Genomic DNA, 15891 nt, shown 5'->3' with positions numbered 1-15891 from the left:
ACGCAGCACGGACCACGACATAAGGTCCGGGGACATTGAGGCGCACGAAGTGGGTAGGTCGAGCAGGACAAACCCCAAAGTGGCGGTATTGATGGGTGGCCCCTCGGCGGAACGCGAGGTGTCTCTCAGCTCTGGGCGCGAATGCGCAGCCGCCCTTGTGGGAGAAGGCTTTGAAGTGGTCGAACTGGACGCTGGTCCCGACCTTTACGCGCGCCTGTCCGAAATCAAGCCAGATGTGGTCTTCAACGCTCTGCATGGTCGCTGGGGCGAGGATGGCTGCGTGCAGGGTGTGCTGGAATGGATGCGCATTCCGTATACGCATTCCGGCGTTCTGGCCTCGGCCTTGGCGATGGACAAACAACGCAGCAAGGATGTGTTCCGAAGTGCCGGTTTGCCGATTGCGGACAGTGTAATCCTTCCCAAAGCGGACGTGATGGTAGATCACGTGATGAAGCCACCCTACGTGGTCAAGCCCAACAATGAAGGCTCCAGCGTTGGCATCTACCTTGTGATGGAAGGTACAAACACCCCGCCGCAGCTATCGGATGATATGCCCGATCAGGTGATGGTCGAACAATATGTCGCCGGGCGCGAACTGACGGTTACGGTTATGGGCGACCGCGCGCTGACCGTGACTGAAATCATGACCGATGGCTGGTATGATTACGATGCCAAGTACAAACCCGGTGGTTCGTGGCATGTACTGCCTGCTGAAATTCCGTCGGAAATATTCGAATTATGCCTTGATTACGCCATGCGCGCCCACAAGGTTTTGGGCTGCAAAGGCGTCAGCCGGACGGATTATCGCTGGGATGACACCAAAGGCAAGGATGGCCTGTTCTTGCTGGAAACGAACACACAACCCGGCATGACACCCACTTCGCTGGTACCGGAACAGGCCGAGTTCTGTGGGCTCAGCTTCGGCCAGCTGTGTGCCTGGATGGTGGAGGACGCTTCATGCGACCGCTGAAAGCCGCCCGCGCGCCGGTGATTCACCGGTCCAAACCAGTGACTGGGCCGGATACTGACTTTGCCTCAGGCGCACGGCACGAGGCTGAGGCTGGATTGCACCCAAGCGGTGTCAGGCTGTTCGGTCGCAGGTCGCGACGCTTTGATCCAGCACCGTCACGGTTTAGCTATCGCTTTCAGCGCTGGATGCTGACGCGGGGTGTGCGGCGCGGCCTTAGATTGGGGATACCCGTAGTCCTGCTTGTTGCTGTCGCCGGCGTCTACTTTGGTTCAGAAGATCGGCGCGACGCTGCAGTTGCTTATGTTTCCGACATCAAAACCTCAATCCAGCAGCGACCGGAGTTTATGGTTAACCTGATGGCCATTGATGGTGCCGGACCCAACCTATCGGAAGACATTCGCGAAATTGTGCCACTGGATTTCCCGATCAGTTCCTGGGACCTCGACGCAGAACAGATTCGGGACACGGTTACCGGACTTGATCCGGTCAAGTCCGCCACCGTCCGTGTTCGCCCGGGCGGTATTCTTCAGCTGGACGTGGTTGAACGCCAACCGGTTGTCGTCTGGCGCACACGCCGCGGGATCGAACTGTTGGACGAAACCGGCGCGCATGTTGAACGCATCGCTTCGCGCAAAGACTACGCCAACCTGCCGCTGATTGCGGGGAAGGGCGCGGATGATCATGTTGCTGAGGCCTTGGCCCTGATGAGCACGGCCCGCAGCCTAGGTGGGCGTGTGCGCGGGCTGGTCCGTATTGGCGAACGTCGATGGGACCTAGTTCTGGATCGTGGCCAGCGCATTATGCTGCCAACCGAACGCCCCGTGCGCGCGTTAGAGCGTGTATTGGCCGTGAATGAGGTGCAGGACCTGTTGGAACGCGATGTGGCTGTGGTCGATATGCGCCTTGGACAGCGGCCAACAATCAGAATGACCAAAGCTGCCAGCGAAGACTGGTGGAACACAAGAACGACAGTGGGTAACGGGCAGAAACGACCATGATGACCGATCTATATCAGTCCCAAAGGGCTATGCGGCAAATGCGCAGGCAAGCGATGCAGCGCGGTGTTGTCGCCATTCTGGATGTGGGCAGTTCCAAGATAGCGTGCCTTGTGCTGCGGTTCGATGGTGCGGGTCGGCTAAGCGAGGATAACAGCATCGGGTCGTTGGCGGGTCAGACCGGGTTTCGGGTGATCGGTGCCGCCACAACGCGGTCGCGTGGCGTGCAGTTCGGCGAAGTCACTGCGATGCAGGAAACCGAACGCGCCATTCGCACCGCGCTGCAAGCCGCGCAGAAGATGGCAGACATCCGGGTGGATCACGTCATTGTCTGCTTCTCGGGCGCAAACCCCCGGTCCTATGGGTTGGACGCGCAGGTCGAATTGGACGGACAGGAAGTGACCGAGGCCGAGGTCGGCCGCGTGTTGAATGCCTGCGACGTGCCGGATTATGGGGCTGGACGCGAAGTGCTCCATGCCCAGCCAGTGAACTTTGCGCTGGATAACCGATCGGGCCTGATTGATCCGCGGGGGCAACTGGGTCAGACGCTCGCCGTGGACATGCATATGCTGACGGTAGATGCCGTTGCTATCCAGAACATCCTGCGCTGCATCAAGCGTTGCGATCTTGAACTCGCCGGCATTGCGAATTCGGCCTATGTGTCGGGCATCTCGGCCTTGGTGGAGGATGAGCAAGAGCTTGGCGCGGCCTGTATTGACATGGGCGGTGGCACAACCAGCGTGTCGATCTTCATGAAAAAGCACATGATTTACGCGGATTGCGTGCGTATGGGCGGCGACCACGTCACCGCTGATATCTCGATGGGCTTGGGCGTCCCGGCTGCTGTGGCAGAGCGGATCAAGACCTTTAACGGCGGTGTCCACGCAACAGGGGCCGATGATCGCGACCTGATCGATATTGGTGGCGATACCGGTGATTGGGAGCACGACCGCCGCACCGTCAGCCGCGCCGAGCTGATCGGTATCATGCGTCCGCGTGTTGAAGAGATTCTGGAGGAAGTCCGCGTTCGCCTGGATGCCGCCGGTTTCGAACACATGCCCAGTCAGCAGATCGTGTTGACCGGAGGCGGTAGTCAGATCATGGGGCTGGATGGCCTGGCCACCCGTATTCTTGGCCAGCGCGTCCGTTTAGGCAGACCCCTACGCGTCCACGGCCTGCCACAATCAGCAACGGGGCCGGGTTTTTCGTCGGCCGTCGGGCTTAGCCTGTTTGCAGCGCATCCGCAGGACGAATGGTGGGATTTCGAAATTCCGGTCGACCTTTATGCCGCACGGCCGCTCAAACGTGCTATGCGCTGGTTCCGTGACAATTGGTAAAACACTCAGGCTTGCGGCTCTGGTCGCCTTGCCTCCAATTGCGTCCTACGCCCAAACCCGGATTTCGCCCGATGCTTTTCTGGACGCCGTGCAGGGGAAAACCGTCCGGTTTTACGATTTTCCCAGCGGTATCCTGGTCGGCACCGAGCAGTTTCTGAGTCGCAATCTATCAGTTTGGCGGATGGAGGGCCGGGGCTGCGTCTATGGGCAGATCACCACGCCTGATGGGCAACTTTGCTTTCTGTACGATGACGATCCGGATGGGGTGCCGGTCTGTTGGTGGACCTTTGAGTATGAAGGGCGGCTCATGGTGCGATTGGCCAGCTTTAACCACACTGAAATCCAAGAGGTACGCAACATCTCAGAGGACGACCTGAATTGCCCAAGTGCCCAGATTGGCTGAAGAAATGTCTTGCGTGCCGAACGTATTTCCCGCAAATTACCTATAGGGCCCGTCAGAGGCCAAGCGGCAGGACATGAGCAGTTTTCCGCTTAATAAAACCGGTGATCTTTCAGTGGCGCGTGGTCCAACTCTGCCGCGTGGCCGCTTATTTTGTGGTGGATTGAGATCAGTCCGCAACATATCGCAATTCATGCGAAATACCGTTTTGCGGCGCCTTAATTCCTCCATATTTTGTGGAATTCGACTATTTTTGGCGTGACCTTTTAGGTTTCGAGCGGTAGGATTGTTCGTGAACAGGTAAGAAAAACACCGCTTTGGCGGGTCAATAAAACAGGCGGACAGAGCATGACATTGAATCTTTCGATGCCCGGGCACGACGAACTGAAGCCTCGGATTACAGTATTTGGCGTTGGCGGTGCAGGCGGAAACGCCGTTAACAACATGATTGAGAAACAACTTGATGGCGTGGATTTCGTAGTCGCCAACACCGACGCGCAAGCGTTACAGCAAAGCCAATCGTCGTCACGGGTGCAACTGGGTGTAAAAGTCACCGAAGGTTTGGGGGCGGGGGCCCGCCCAACTGTCGGCGCCGCGGCTGCGGAAGAAAGCATTGAGCAGATCGTTGATCATCTGGCCGGTGCGCATATGTGCTTTATCACGGCTGGCATGGGCGGCGGCACTGGTACGGGTGCCGCGCCGATCATCGCACAAGCCGCGCGCGAACTGGGTGTGCTGACCGTCGGTGTTGTGACCAAGCCGTTCCAGTTCGAAGGCGCCAAACGGATGCGTCAGGCCGAGGACGGTGTTGAGGCGCTGCAAAAAGTCGTCGACACGCTGATCATAATACCGAACCAGAACCTGTTCCGCCTGGCCAATGAAAAGACCACGTTTACCGAGGCGTTCTCAATGGCCGATGATGTTCTCTATCAGGGCGTCAAGGGTGTGACCGACCTTATGGTGCGTCCAGGCCTGATCAACCTCGACTTTGCTGACGTTCGTGCTGTAATGGACGAGATGGGCAAGGCGATGATGGGCACGGGCGAAGCTACGGGCGAAGATCGTGCCGTTCAGGCGGCTGAGAAAGCCATTGCCAACCCGCTGCTGGATGAAATCAGCCTCAAGGGCGCCAAGGGCGTGCTGATCAACATCACCGGTTCGCATGACCTGACCCTGTTCGAGCTGGACGAAGCCGCCAACCGTATCCGCGAGGAAGTGGACCCCGAGGCGAATATCATCGTCGGCTCGACACTCGATACAGCGATGGAAGGGGGCATGCGCGTTTCCGTCGTGGCCACCGGGATCGACGCCAGCGAAAAAAGCGTCGATATTCCGGTCGCACGCCGCACCATGTCAGCCCCGCTGACACGCACGGTGTCCGCCGAAGAGCCGCATCCGGATGAGACACCCACTGTTGCTGATGACATGGCGGAACCCGTTGCGCAGCCCGAAGAAAACCGCGAGCCTTCTTTATTCGAAACGGCTGAGGAGCAGGCGCAGCCTCAGTTCCAGCCTCAGGCAGAGCAGGATGATGACGGTTTGCCGCCGCCGGCCTACCAGCCGCGCGTGGCAGAGTTCGAGCCGACCCCTGAGCCGGTTGAGCACGCCGCGGAAAGCTATGTTGCACCGCAACCCAAGCCCGCCGCTGGCACTCCGTCCCCCGAGGCATTGCAGCGTTTGCAGACGGCGGTTCAAAAGGTTCCTGCATCCGAACGCGGGTTTTCCGCGCCTCGTCCGCAGGCTCCGCGACACGCACCGGCACCCCAGGCAGAGGCGCAGGATCGTCCTCGGTTCGGCTTCAATCGCCTCATCGATCGGATGACCGGACATGCGGCAGATACACCTGCTCAACCGGTCCGCCAGCAGCCCCCGGTGCGCCAAGCTGACGCTACGGCACCGGCGCATGATGAGGCTGACCCAGAACAGGACCGGATCGAAATTCCCGCCTTTTTGCGGCGCCAAGCCAACTGAGCCGGGTAACAAGTTAGCGATTTAGGGTCGCCGCTTGGCGACCCTTTTCTTTTTAAAATCATATCTTAAGCTGTATGTAAGCAGGCTTTTGCCGATCTGATACATTCATGTTTCATTCGGTTACAAAGAGTGAGTTGTGCCTTGACGCCTGCTTCCTTAACTGAATGTCCAAGACGGACCGACTAGGCCGGACACCATTCATCGAGGCTCACCTTGCAACATACGCTCAAATCCCCGATCACGTTTAAAGGCGTCGGGCTGCACAGCGGCAAACCGGCGACGATGGTTTTGAAACCGGCAGCCGCCGGTCACGGAATCTGGTTCAAACGGACGGATATTGAGCTGGGCAATGCGCTGATCCCCGCAATCTACGACGTGGTGGAACGGACACCGCTTTGCACACGTTTGGTGAATGACGCGGGCGTGTCAGTCTCAACTGTTGAGCATATCATGGCTGCGCTGGCCGGTTGCGGTGTGCATAACGCGCTGATCGAAATCGATGGACCCGAAGTGCCGATCATGGACGGATCCGCGATTGATTTCGTACGTGGGATCATGGCGAAAGGTGTGCGCCGCCAAAGCAGCCCAGTGCTTGCTTTTGAGGTTCTTAAACCCGTGACCGCGACGCGTGAAGGCGCAAGCGCATCCATCGTCCCGGCAGACGGTCTAATCATCGACTTCCACATTGATTTCGAAGACAGCGCGATTGGCTGCCAGACCAAAACGTTGGATATGCGCAACGGCTCGTTCGCGCGTGAGCTGAGCGATTGCCGCACCTTCTGCCGACGCACTGATGTTGAGGCAATGCGCGAAAGCGGTTTGGCTTTGGGAGGCACTCTGGACAATGCTGTTGTCGTTCAGGGCGACGACGTTCTGACGCCCGGCGGTTTCCGTCACGCGGACGAGGCTGTACGCCACAAGATGCTGGACGCCTTGGGTGATCTCTATTTGGCGGGTGGGCCGATTCTGGGCCACTTCACCGGCGACAAATCCGGTCATGCGATGACCAACACGCTGCTGCGCAAGCTGTTTGAAACGCCAGGCGCTGTGCGACCGATCCTGTGTACTCCCGAACAGGCTGCGCGCCTTCCGGGGCAGGGTTTAGTTTGGGACGAAATTCCCGAAGTTGCCTGATTGGTTCGCCACGGTCTACAATTCCGCGAACTGACCTACTAAGGCGTTTTGCCCCGGAATTATATATGCTAGACCAAGGGCAAATCCGGGGTATGTCCCGACAAGCAGTACAACAAGGATAGGCGGAATGGTTGGCACCAAAGCGGCAGTCAGATTCGCGGGCGCGATTCTTCTGACAGCAGTTTTGACGGCGTGCGGCAACAGTGGCGCGGACCGCAATCAAAATCTGGAAGGCTTCACGCCCGAGCAGATCTATACGCGCGGTGAATTCGAACTGTCGCAGAATCGCTCGGATGACGCGGCGTGGTATTTTTCAGAAGTCGAACGTCTGTATCCCTATTCCGATTGGGCGAAACGTGCGCTGATCATGCAGGCGTTTTCGTATCACACGGACAAGAATTACGAGGAAAGCCGGGCCGCCGCACAACGGTATATCGACTTTTATCCAACCGACGAAGATGCCGCCTATGCGCAGTATCTTCTTGCGCTCAGCTACTATGACCAGATTGACGAGGTCGGTCGCGATCAGGGGCTGACGTTTCAGGCGTTGCAATCCCTGCGGACGGTGATCGAGGTTTATCCTGACAGCGAATACGCAACCTCGGCTGTGCTGAAATTCGATTTGGCTTTTGACCATCTGGCAGGCAAAGAGATGGAGATCGGGCGTTATTATCTGCGTCAAGATCACTACACTGCGGCCATCAACCGGTTCCGTGTCGTTGTTGAGGATTTTCAGACGACAACCCACACCGCCGAAGCGCTCTATCGTCTGATTGAGGCATATCTGTCGCTTGGCTTAGTGGATGAGGCGCAGTCTGCCGGTGCCATTCTGGGTTATAACTACCAGTCGTCCGAATGGTACGACGCAGGTTACCAGTTGCTGACCTCGCGCGGGTTGGACCTGAAGAGCCGCGGTAACAATTGGCTGAGCCAGATTTATCGCCAGACTATCAAAGGTGAGTGGTTGTAATCGCCATGGTTAAAGGCGTGGGACGCTAAGACCCGATGCTGCGCGCCCTTGATATCCGCGATATGCTGATCATTGACCGGCTGGAACTGACATTTCAGCCGGGTTTGAACGCCTTGACGGGTGAAACCGGGGCGGGCAAGTCGATTCTTCTGGATTCGCTGGGTTTCGTATTGGGCTGGCGCGGACGGGCTGAACTGGTACGTCAGGGGGCCGCACAGGGTGAAGTTGTGGCTGTATTTGAACTTGGCCCTGATCACCCGGCGCATTTGGTTCTGGCTGAGGCTGGCCTGCCGGGTGGCGAGGAGCTGATCCTGCGTCGCATCAACACGGCTGAAGGGCGTAAAACTGCTTGGGTCAACGACCGTCGCTGTTCGGGCGAAGTGTTGCGCGCCCTGTCAGACACCTTGATAGAGTTGCACGGCCAACACGATGATCGTGGATTGCTGAACCCGCGCGGGCACCGGGCGATGCTGGATACCTATGCAAAAACGGACGAGCATCTGGCAGCCGTACGCGGGGCGTGGACGAAAATGTCACGCGCGCGAAAGGCTCTGGCTGAGACCCAGGCGACGCTTGCCGCCATGCGGGCCGAAGAAGAATTCCTGCGCCACGCCGTTGCTGAATTGGACAAGCTGGACCCTCAGTCCGGGGAGGACGCGGAACTGGATGCCCGTCGCCGTATGATGCAGGGGGCCGAACGCATCAGAGACGATGTTGCACGCGCGTTTGACCTGCTGGGCGGAGAAGGGGCCGAGGGCGCGATGTCAGACGCCGTACGATGGCTTGAAGGTGTCTCTGACAATGCAGGTGGGCAGCTGGAAGAGCCGATCGCGGCACTGGGTCGCGCGTTAATCGAATTAGGTGAGGCGCAGGACGGGGTAAACGCTTGTCTTCAGGCGTTGGACTTCAACCCGGCCGAGCTTGAGGCCGCAGAAGAGCGCCTGTTCGCAATCCGTGCGTTGGCACGCAAGCACGATGTCACACCTGATGATCTGGGTCGATTTGCGACCACGCTGCGCGAGCGCCTGAACCGGCTGGATGCAGGTGATGCTGACCTGGCGGATCAGCAAGCGGCAGTCGATGCGGCGCAGGCCGCGTATGACACCGCCGCCGAAGCCCTGAGTGCTGTGCGTCGGCGCGCTGCCGGGCAATTGGATGCCGCGGTGATGGCTGAACTGGCACCGCTGAAAATGGAACGCGCGGTGTTTCAGACCGAAATCACCGCCGCCGATCCTGGCCCTGAAGGCACAGATGCGGTGGCCTTTACCGTCGCCACCAATCCGGGCGCGCCCTCTGGACCATTAAACAAGATCGCCTCAGGTGGTGAACTCAGCCGGTTTTTGCTGGCTCTCAAGGTTTGTCTGACGGGCGATGACAGCGCGCGGACCATGATCTTCGATGAAATCGATCGCGGTGTTGGTGGGGCAACGGCCGACGCGGTCGGGCGCCGTTTGGCGTCTCTGGCGCATGGGGGGCAGGTGCTTGTTGTGACGCATTCACCGCAAGTCGCGGCCCGTGCATCCCATCACTGGCGGGTGCAAAAACAAGTAACCGATGGCCAGACACTGTCCACCGTCATTCCGCTGGCCGAGCCGGACCGGGTGGATGAAATCGCCCGCATGGTTGCCGGAGACACCATAACGGATGAGGCCCGCGCCGCTGCCCGCGCCTTGCTGGATACCTGAGGAAATTCTGCCGCGGTCCGACCTTCAAACCATGGCGATCGCACTTTTATCAGGCGGCTCCGTAGCTTACTAAAGGGTGTGTATTGACCCCCGAGAGCCCATGACCCAATCAACCCGCACCGTTCTGCGCAACCAGCTCAATCAGGCTCTGGCCGCGATAAAGGACGCATGGCGGGTCATGTTGCGACGTGGCCCAAGCCAGGTTCAGTTCTGGTTCATTGCCTTGGCCATCGGAATTGCCGCAGGCTTTATGGCCTTGGGGTTTCGTAAGGCAATTCAGGCGTTGCAGGCGTTTGTTTACGACACCGATGATATCCTTTTACTGCATAGCCACGCTGAAAAACTGCCGTGGGTTCTAATCCTGATCACGCCAATCATCGGCGGTCTGATAGTGGGTGTCATGCTGCATAAGTTCACGGATGATGGTCGGGTGCGGTCGGTCGCGGATGTAATCGAAGGTGCCGCTTTGACCAATGGCCGGGTCGAGGGAAAAGCTGGTGTTGCCTCATTCTTTGCGTCGCTGATCACCCTGTGCACTGGTGGTTCGACCGGGCGAGAGGGGCCGGTTGTGCATATGGCGGGGGTGATTTCGACCTGGGTCAGCAATCGTATCCACGCTGATGGTATTACGGGGCGCGACCTGTTGGGGTGTGCGGTGGCGGCGGCGGTATCGGCAAGCTTTAACTCGCCTATTGCCGGGGCGCTATTCGCGCTTGAGGTGGTGTTGCGCCACTTTGCCGTTCACGCCTTTGCGCCTATCGTCATTGCTTCGGTCGCTGGTACGGTAATCAATCGGTTGGAATATGGCGATGTGACTGAATTCGTTCTTGAAACACCAGGGTCACTGCAATTCTACGTCGAGCTTCCTGCGTTCCTGATCCTGGGCCTGATCTGCGGATTGGTGTCCCTGCTGATGATGCGGTCGATCTTCTTTGCCGAGGATATCGGAAACCATATCCAGACCCGCATCTCTTTGCCGCGCTGGCTGCGTCCGGCGGTATCTGGCGCGATGCTTGGGCTGCTGGCGATCTGGTTCCCGCATATCATCGGTGTTGGGTACGAGACGACGATCCGCGCCTTGGCAGGTGACCTGACCCTGACGGCCGCGATTTTGTTCGCCGTTATCAAAACGGTTGCTGTGGCCATAACCATGGGCGGCCGAATGGGGGGTGGTGTGTTTTCACCCTCGCTTATGATCGGCGCACTGACCGGGCTGGCCTTTGGCCTGATCGCGACCGGGCTGCTGCCAGATGTATCGGGCACGCATACGCTCTACGCTTTTGCGGGCATGGGAGCCGTGGCCGCGGCCGTTCTGGGTGCGCCGATTTCCACCACCATGATCGTCTTTGAACTGACCGGAGATTGGCAGATCGGGATTGCGGTGATGGTTTCGGTTTCAATGTCCACCGCACTGGCCTCACGTTTGGTGGACCGGTCTTTCTTCCTGACCCAGTTGGAACGGCGTGACGTGCATCTGGCGGCTGGACCGCAGGCCTATCTTCTGGCCATGTTACGCGCCGGTGCAGTCATGCGACCAATAGGCGACCCGCGTTCGATCACTAAAGACGAGGCGCTGGACCTGATCAATCAGGGGCTTTGTGTGAATGCCAGCGCAACGCTTGAAGCGGCGATGCCCTATTTCGACCGAGACGACATTCCCTGCATTCCTGTGGTGGTCGTCGAAGAGGACGGCAGCGAAAACCCTGTGGGTGCGTTGTTTCACGTCGATGCGCTAAAGGCTTATAATCGCGCGTTGGCGGCCACTGCGGCCGAGGAACACTCGTAGCCGTAGCACACCGATGCTGTACAACATGGATAGGTGTCAAGGGTAAAACGGTATGAAGAGGCTCGGCGACCCGAGGCGATTGGGCACGGCCCGGGCCGATCGACGCGCCTTCGATCAGGGCACGTTTCTAAAAAATTCATCTACGTCTGGTGTAGACACCACCACCTGCCACTTCAAAAGAAGTTTGGCATCCAAACATCCACCCATCCTCATCCAAGCATGGTGGTGTGTAATGGCATGAAATGGTGATGCACCTGCCGAAGGGATATAGCAGTAGGGCAGACATCAATCAAAGACCAAGACACTCAGAAACGCGTTCGTACCTGCGCGGCAACCCTTACCTAAATCTGCTCGACCTTGACGGTATCACTCGGGTAAAACGCGACATAGCCTTTGAGTTCCGCCATAGCTGGGATCGGGTCTTCATAGCTCCAGGCGGCATTTTCAGTAACCGAGGATTTGTTGACGATCGAGAAATGCGTGGCGTCGCCCTTGTGTGGGCAATGCGTGGTCTTGTCAGTCATGTCCAGAAACGCCATCGCAATGTCCGCGCGCGGGAAGTAGATCACCGAAGGCAGGTCTCCCTCGGTCAATTCCAGTGCATTCGTGCTTTCACCCAATACGGCCCCACCGGAACGGACGCACCATTTGCCTGGTGCCTTGTGAATCGTGATCTCAACCATTTCTCTTCCCTCGTTTTTTTCGGGCTTCTCCTTTGCCCGGTTTATGTAACAGCCCGGTGTCAGATCGGCGCAGTTGCGGCATCCAACCACCGCCGCGCGTCATCGCTCAGCCTTGGCCCGATCTTTTCTGCAACATCGCGATGATACGCGTTCAGCCACGCGCGCTCCGCAGACGTCAGCATTTCAACCACGATCAGCCGCCGATCGATTGGCACGTAAGTCAGCGTACGCCAGTTCAGCATGGCACGGTCGTCGTCCCCGCCTGGAAGGGGTGCGGCGTCGTGTACGACCACAAGATTCTCGATGCGAATCCCGAAAGACCCCTCGCGGTAATAGCCGGGTTCATTGGATAGGATCATGCCCGGTTTCAGGGGCACATGGCTGACCTTGGACAGGCGTTGCGGGCCTTCGTGAACGCTGAGATAAGCACCGACACCGTGCCCGACGCCGTGGTTGAAATCTTGCCCTGCGGCCCAGAGCGGTTCCCGCGCAATCCCTTCAATATCACGCCCGGCAAGCCCACTCGGCCAGCGCAGCATGGACAGGTTAATCATGCCCTTCAAAACACGGGTAAAACACGCTTTTTCCTCATCCCCAACCGTACCGATAGCAATGGTGCGGGTGATATCGGTCGTGCCGTCCAGATATTGCCCACCGCTGTCCAGAACCAGAAGGTGGCCATCTTCCAGACGGCTGTCGGTTTCTTCGGTCACGCGGTAATGCATGATCGCGCCGTTCGGACCCGTGCCCGCGATTGTGTCGAAAGAGATATCCTGAAGCGCATTATCCCTGCGCCTGTTCTCTTCAAGCCGGGTGACCACCTGCGTTTCGGTCAGGGTACCCGGTGCCTGTGCGTCCAGCCAACACAGCGTCTCGATCACTGCAACTGCATCCCGCAAATGTGCCTCGGCGCTGCCTTCGATTTCTGCATCGTTCTTGCAGGCCTTGGGCAGGGCGCAGGGGTCGCCGCCATCGACCATCTGATCGTTTAACACGTCCGCCACGGCCTGCGGGAGCGTTCCCAGATCGACCTGCACCTTGCCCTTCAGCGCCGCGACAGCGTCCAGAAATCCATCGGGCTCATGCGATGTGACCTGATCCGCCAGTGGCACCACCAACTTCTTCGAAGCCATAAAAAGATCAACCCGACCATCGGCGTGCAATATCGCGAACCCATGCGCCACCGGGTTGTATCCGATATCGGAACCGCGAATGTTCAGCAGCCACATGATGGAGTCGGGCAAGGTGATCACGGCGGCTGCACTGCCTGACTCTTGCAGGGTTTTGGCCAGACGCGTGATCTTGCTGTCCGCCGTTTCGCCGGCAAACTCGATCGGATGCGCCTTGATCGGATTCATTGGTGGCTCTGGCTGATCATCCCACACGCGGTCCACCAGATTGTCACAGCGGACAAGTTCGATACTGCTGCCGGCCAGCTCTTTTTGCGTGCTGGCGATCTGGCCAGCGGCATGCAGCCAAGGGTCAAAGCCGACCTTGCCGCCATCGGGCAGTTGATCTTTCAACCACGCGCTGAGGCTGATTTCGGGCCATGCTACGGGTGTGAATTCCTTGGCGACCTGCGCCTTGACCTGAGTGCGATAGCGGCCATCGACAAATACACCGGCCACATCCGTCAAGACCGCGCAGAACCCGGCCGAGCCGGTAAATCCCGTCAACCAAGCCAACCGCTGATCCCGAGGGGCAACATATTCGCCCTGATGCGCGTCCGCGCGGGGGATCAGGAAACCGTCCAACCCTTCTTTTGCCATCTCACCGCGCAAAGCCGCCAGTCGGGGCGGCCCCTGTTCCGGGCGCGCCGTTACCTCAAAGGATTGAAACATCACATACCTCTCCCATACCGGGTTTTACCCGTTCTTCTTTTTTGGAAATTCCGCACATTGGCGGCAAGGCCAGTTTTAGCTGGCTTTTTTCATCCCCATAACCCGCGCGCGTGCGCGTGGGTCGCTGTCAAACAGGGCAGCCAATTGTTCGGTCATCGCACCGGCCAACTGTTCCACGTCTGTTATTGTCACCGCGCGGTCGTAATAACGGGTGACGTCATGGCCGATTCCAATAGCCAGAAGTTCCACCATCTTTCGCTTTTCCACCATTGCGATCACGTCGCGCAGGTGTTTTTCCAGGTAATTGGCGGGATTGACGCTGAGTGTTGAATCGTCAACCGGCGCACCATCCGAAATCACCATCAGGATCTTGCGTTGCTCGCGCCGTGCCAACATCCGGCGGTGCGCCCATTCCAGCGCCTCACCGTCGATGTTTTCCTTTAGCAAGCCCTCTTTCATCATCAGGCCCAGATTTGGCCGCGCCCGCCGCCATGGGGCATCCGCACCCTTGTATATGATGTGGCGCAGATCGTTCAGACGGCCTGGCTGTTGCGGGCGGCCATCGTTCAGCCACGCCTCACGCGCCTGACCGCCTTTCCATGCACGCGTGGTAAAGCCCAAAATCTCGACCTTCACGTTGCACCGCTCTAGCGTCCGCGCCAGAACATCCGCGCAGATCGCAGCGATTGAGATCGGACGCCCGCGCATAGACCCCGAGTTGTCCAGCAGAAGCGTCACCACGGTATCGCGGAACTCGGTGTCCTTTTCGACCTTGAAGCTAAGCGGTGTGGTCGGGTTTGCCACCACACGTGCCAAACGGCCAGCGTCCAGAATGCCTTCTTCGCGGTCGAACTCCCAGCTTCGGTTCTGCTGAGCTTGCAGGCGGCGCTGCAACTTGTTGGCAAGCCGGCTGACAGCCCCCTTCAGCGGTTCAAGCTGCTGGTCCAGATAGGCGCGCAGGCGCTCTAACTCGGCGGGTTCCGCCAGATCCTCAGCCGCGATCTCTTCGTCATGCGTGTTCAGATAGACTTTGTAATCCGGATCAGCTTCGGACGCTGGCTGAGGGGCAGGAGGTTCCAGTGGGGCTTCCCCCTCTGGCATCTCGGCCTCATCGCTCAGCTCATCTTCGGACATCTCATCCATCGAGACCTGAGCTTGGGATTGATCCTGTTGCTCTTCCTGAGTCTGTTCGGGGGTGGCGTCGGCTTCTTGTTCGTCCTGATCGTCCTGGCCAGTGCTGTCCGGGTCAGGCTGTTCGTCGGTGTTTTCCTCGGCCTGATCCTCTTGTTCTTCGTCCAACTCATCCGGGTCGTCACCCAGTTGATCGCCATAGCCAAGATCCTTGATCATCTGGCGGGCGAATTTGGCGAACTCTGCCTGGTCCGACAGGATTTCATCAAGGTTTTCGAGGGTCCCGCCAGCCTGTTCCTCGATGAATCCGCGCCACAGATTCATGATGTTCTCAGCCGCCGGAGGCAGATCGCGCCCCGTGGCCAGATGGCGGATCAGATAGCCGGCGGCCACTGCCAATGGTGCGTCCGCAGGTTGCTTGCATTGGTCATATCCACGCCGCAGCGCCTCATGCCCGATCTTGACGTCGATGTTGGACGCCGTGCCGGGCATGTCGCGCGCGCCCATCGCCTCGCACCGCGCGACTTCCATGGCTTCATACAGATCGCGGGCCATATCCCCCGGGGGGGCATAGCGCGTATGGGTCGCGTCATCGTGGTACTTTCGATGCAGGGCCAACGCATCCGCCGTACCGCGTGCCAGCAGAACCTCTTCGCGCGTCATCCGGCGGCTCACTTGTGGCAAACGCATCGACTCGCCGGACATACCAGAAGGGTCTACCGTATAGGTGACGTTCAACTCGGGATCGTCGGCCATAACTTTGGTGGCTTCGGCCAAGGCCTTCTTGAACGGATCGGCGGGGTTGTCGTTGGGTTTGCTCATGGGGCAGTCCGGTCTTGTTCTGTTCCGGCAACCTAGTGCCAAACGGGTGTCTTGGCCATAGGGCGAACCCTGTTTTCCCATCTAACCAACATCGGGTTGAAAGCATTTGGAAACTGGACAGGTGCGTTGCTGTATCCGCCCTCTCTGTGTTCGTGCATTAAAGCTC

12 protein-coding genes are annotated in these 15891 nt (G+C 58.6%); 9 read left to right on the top strand and 3 right to left on the bottom strand.

What is annotated here, in order from left to right; all coding sequences use genetic code 11:
* The first annotated feature begins 49 nt into the window (after window positions 1–49).
* From AC2FIT_RS13700 to AC2FIT_RS13660, 9 genes are all read left to right on the top strand, one after another.
* A complete protein-coding gene (locus AC2FIT_RS13700) occupies window positions 50–970 on the top strand; it encodes a D-alanine--D-alanine ligase (protein WP_496830308.1) in 921 nt (306 codons plus the stop codon).
* Window positions 958–1968 (top strand): cell division protein FtsQ/DivIB, encoded by a 1011-nt coding sequence (locus AC2FIT_RS13695; protein ID WP_496830307.1) that lies wholly within the window; start codon window positions 958–960, stop codon window positions 1966–1968. The genes AC2FIT_RS13700 and AC2FIT_RS13695 overlap by 13 nt, the downstream gene beginning before the upstream one ends.
* Window positions 1968–3302 carry a cell division protein FtsA gene (gene ftsA / locus AC2FIT_RS13690; RefSeq protein ID WP_496830388.1) on the top strand — a complete coding sequence of 445 codons (1335 nt, stop codon included), beginning with the start codon at window positions 1968–1970 and terminating at the stop codon, window positions 3300–3302. Before AC2FIT_RS13695 ends, ftsA begins: the two co-directional genes overlap by 1 nt.
* Complete coding sequence (locus tag AC2FIT_RS13685; protein ID WP_496830305.1) at window positions 3289–3705, top strand: hypothetical protein; 417 nt, start codon at window positions 3289–3291, stop codon at window positions 3703–3705. The genes ftsA and AC2FIT_RS13685 overlap by 14 nt, the downstream gene beginning before the upstream one ends.
* A gap of 345 nt (window positions 3706–4050) precedes the next feature.
* The gene (gene ftsZ / locus AC2FIT_RS13680) at window positions 4051–5673 is read left to right on the top strand and encodes a cell division protein FtsZ (RefSeq protein WP_496830303.1); all 1623 of its coding nucleotides are present in this window, start codon (window positions 4051–4053) and stop codon (window positions 5671–5673) included.
* A gap of 213 nt (window positions 5674–5886) precedes the next feature.
* Window positions 5887–6807, top strand: coding sequence for a UDP-3-O-acyl-N-acetylglucosamine deacetylase (lpxC, locus tag AC2FIT_RS13675; RefSeq protein ID WP_496830301.1), 921 nt, complete (start codon window positions 5887–5889; stop codon window positions 6805–6807).
* Window positions 6808–6934: 127 nt separating this feature from the next.
* Complete coding sequence (locus AC2FIT_RS13670; protein WP_068335676.1) at window positions 6935–7777, top strand: outer membrane protein assembly factor BamD; 843 nt, start codon at window positions 6935–6937, stop codon at window positions 7775–7777.
* A gap of 35 nt (window positions 7778–7812) precedes the next feature.
* Complete coding sequence (gene recN, locus AC2FIT_RS13665; RefSeq protein WP_496830299.1) at window positions 7813–9462, top strand: DNA repair protein RecN; 1650 nt, start codon at window positions 7813–7815, stop codon at window positions 9460–9462.
* A 100-nt stretch (window positions 9463–9562) separates the two neighbouring features.
* Entirely contained in the window at window positions 9563–11248 is a 1686-nt protein-coding gene (locus AC2FIT_RS13660) for a chloride channel protein (RefSeq protein WP_496830297.1), read from the top strand.
* A gap of 341 nt (window positions 11249–11589) precedes the next feature.
* Here AC2FIT_RS13660 and AC2FIT_RS13655 read toward each other — a convergent pair whose 3' ends face one another.
* From AC2FIT_RS13655 to cobT, 3 genes are all read right to left on the bottom strand, one after another.
* Window positions 11590–11931: a DUF427 domain-containing protein gene (locus AC2FIT_RS13655; protein ID WP_068335669.1), complete on the bottom strand. Its 342-nt coding sequence runs from the start codon at window positions 11929–11931 to the stop codon at window positions 11590–11592.
* Between the two features lie 59 nt (window positions 11932–11990).
* Window positions 11991–13772, bottom strand: coding sequence for an aminopeptidase P family protein (locus AC2FIT_RS13650; protein WP_496830295.1), 1782 nt, complete (start codon window positions 13770–13772; stop codon window positions 11991–11993).
* A gap of 75 nt (window positions 13773–13847) precedes the next feature.
* Window positions 13848–15725: a cobaltochelatase subunit CobT gene (gene cobT / locus AC2FIT_RS13645; protein WP_496830293.1), complete on the bottom strand. Its 1878-nt coding sequence runs from the start codon at window positions 15723–15725 to the stop codon at window positions 13848–13850.
* Window positions 15726–15891 lie beyond the last annotated feature (166 nt).

Source organism: Ruegeria sp. YTSA135, from assembly GCF_059610165.1.
Note: the sequence above shows the minus strand (reverse complement) of the source record. Positions and strands in the feature narration are given on the sequence as shown.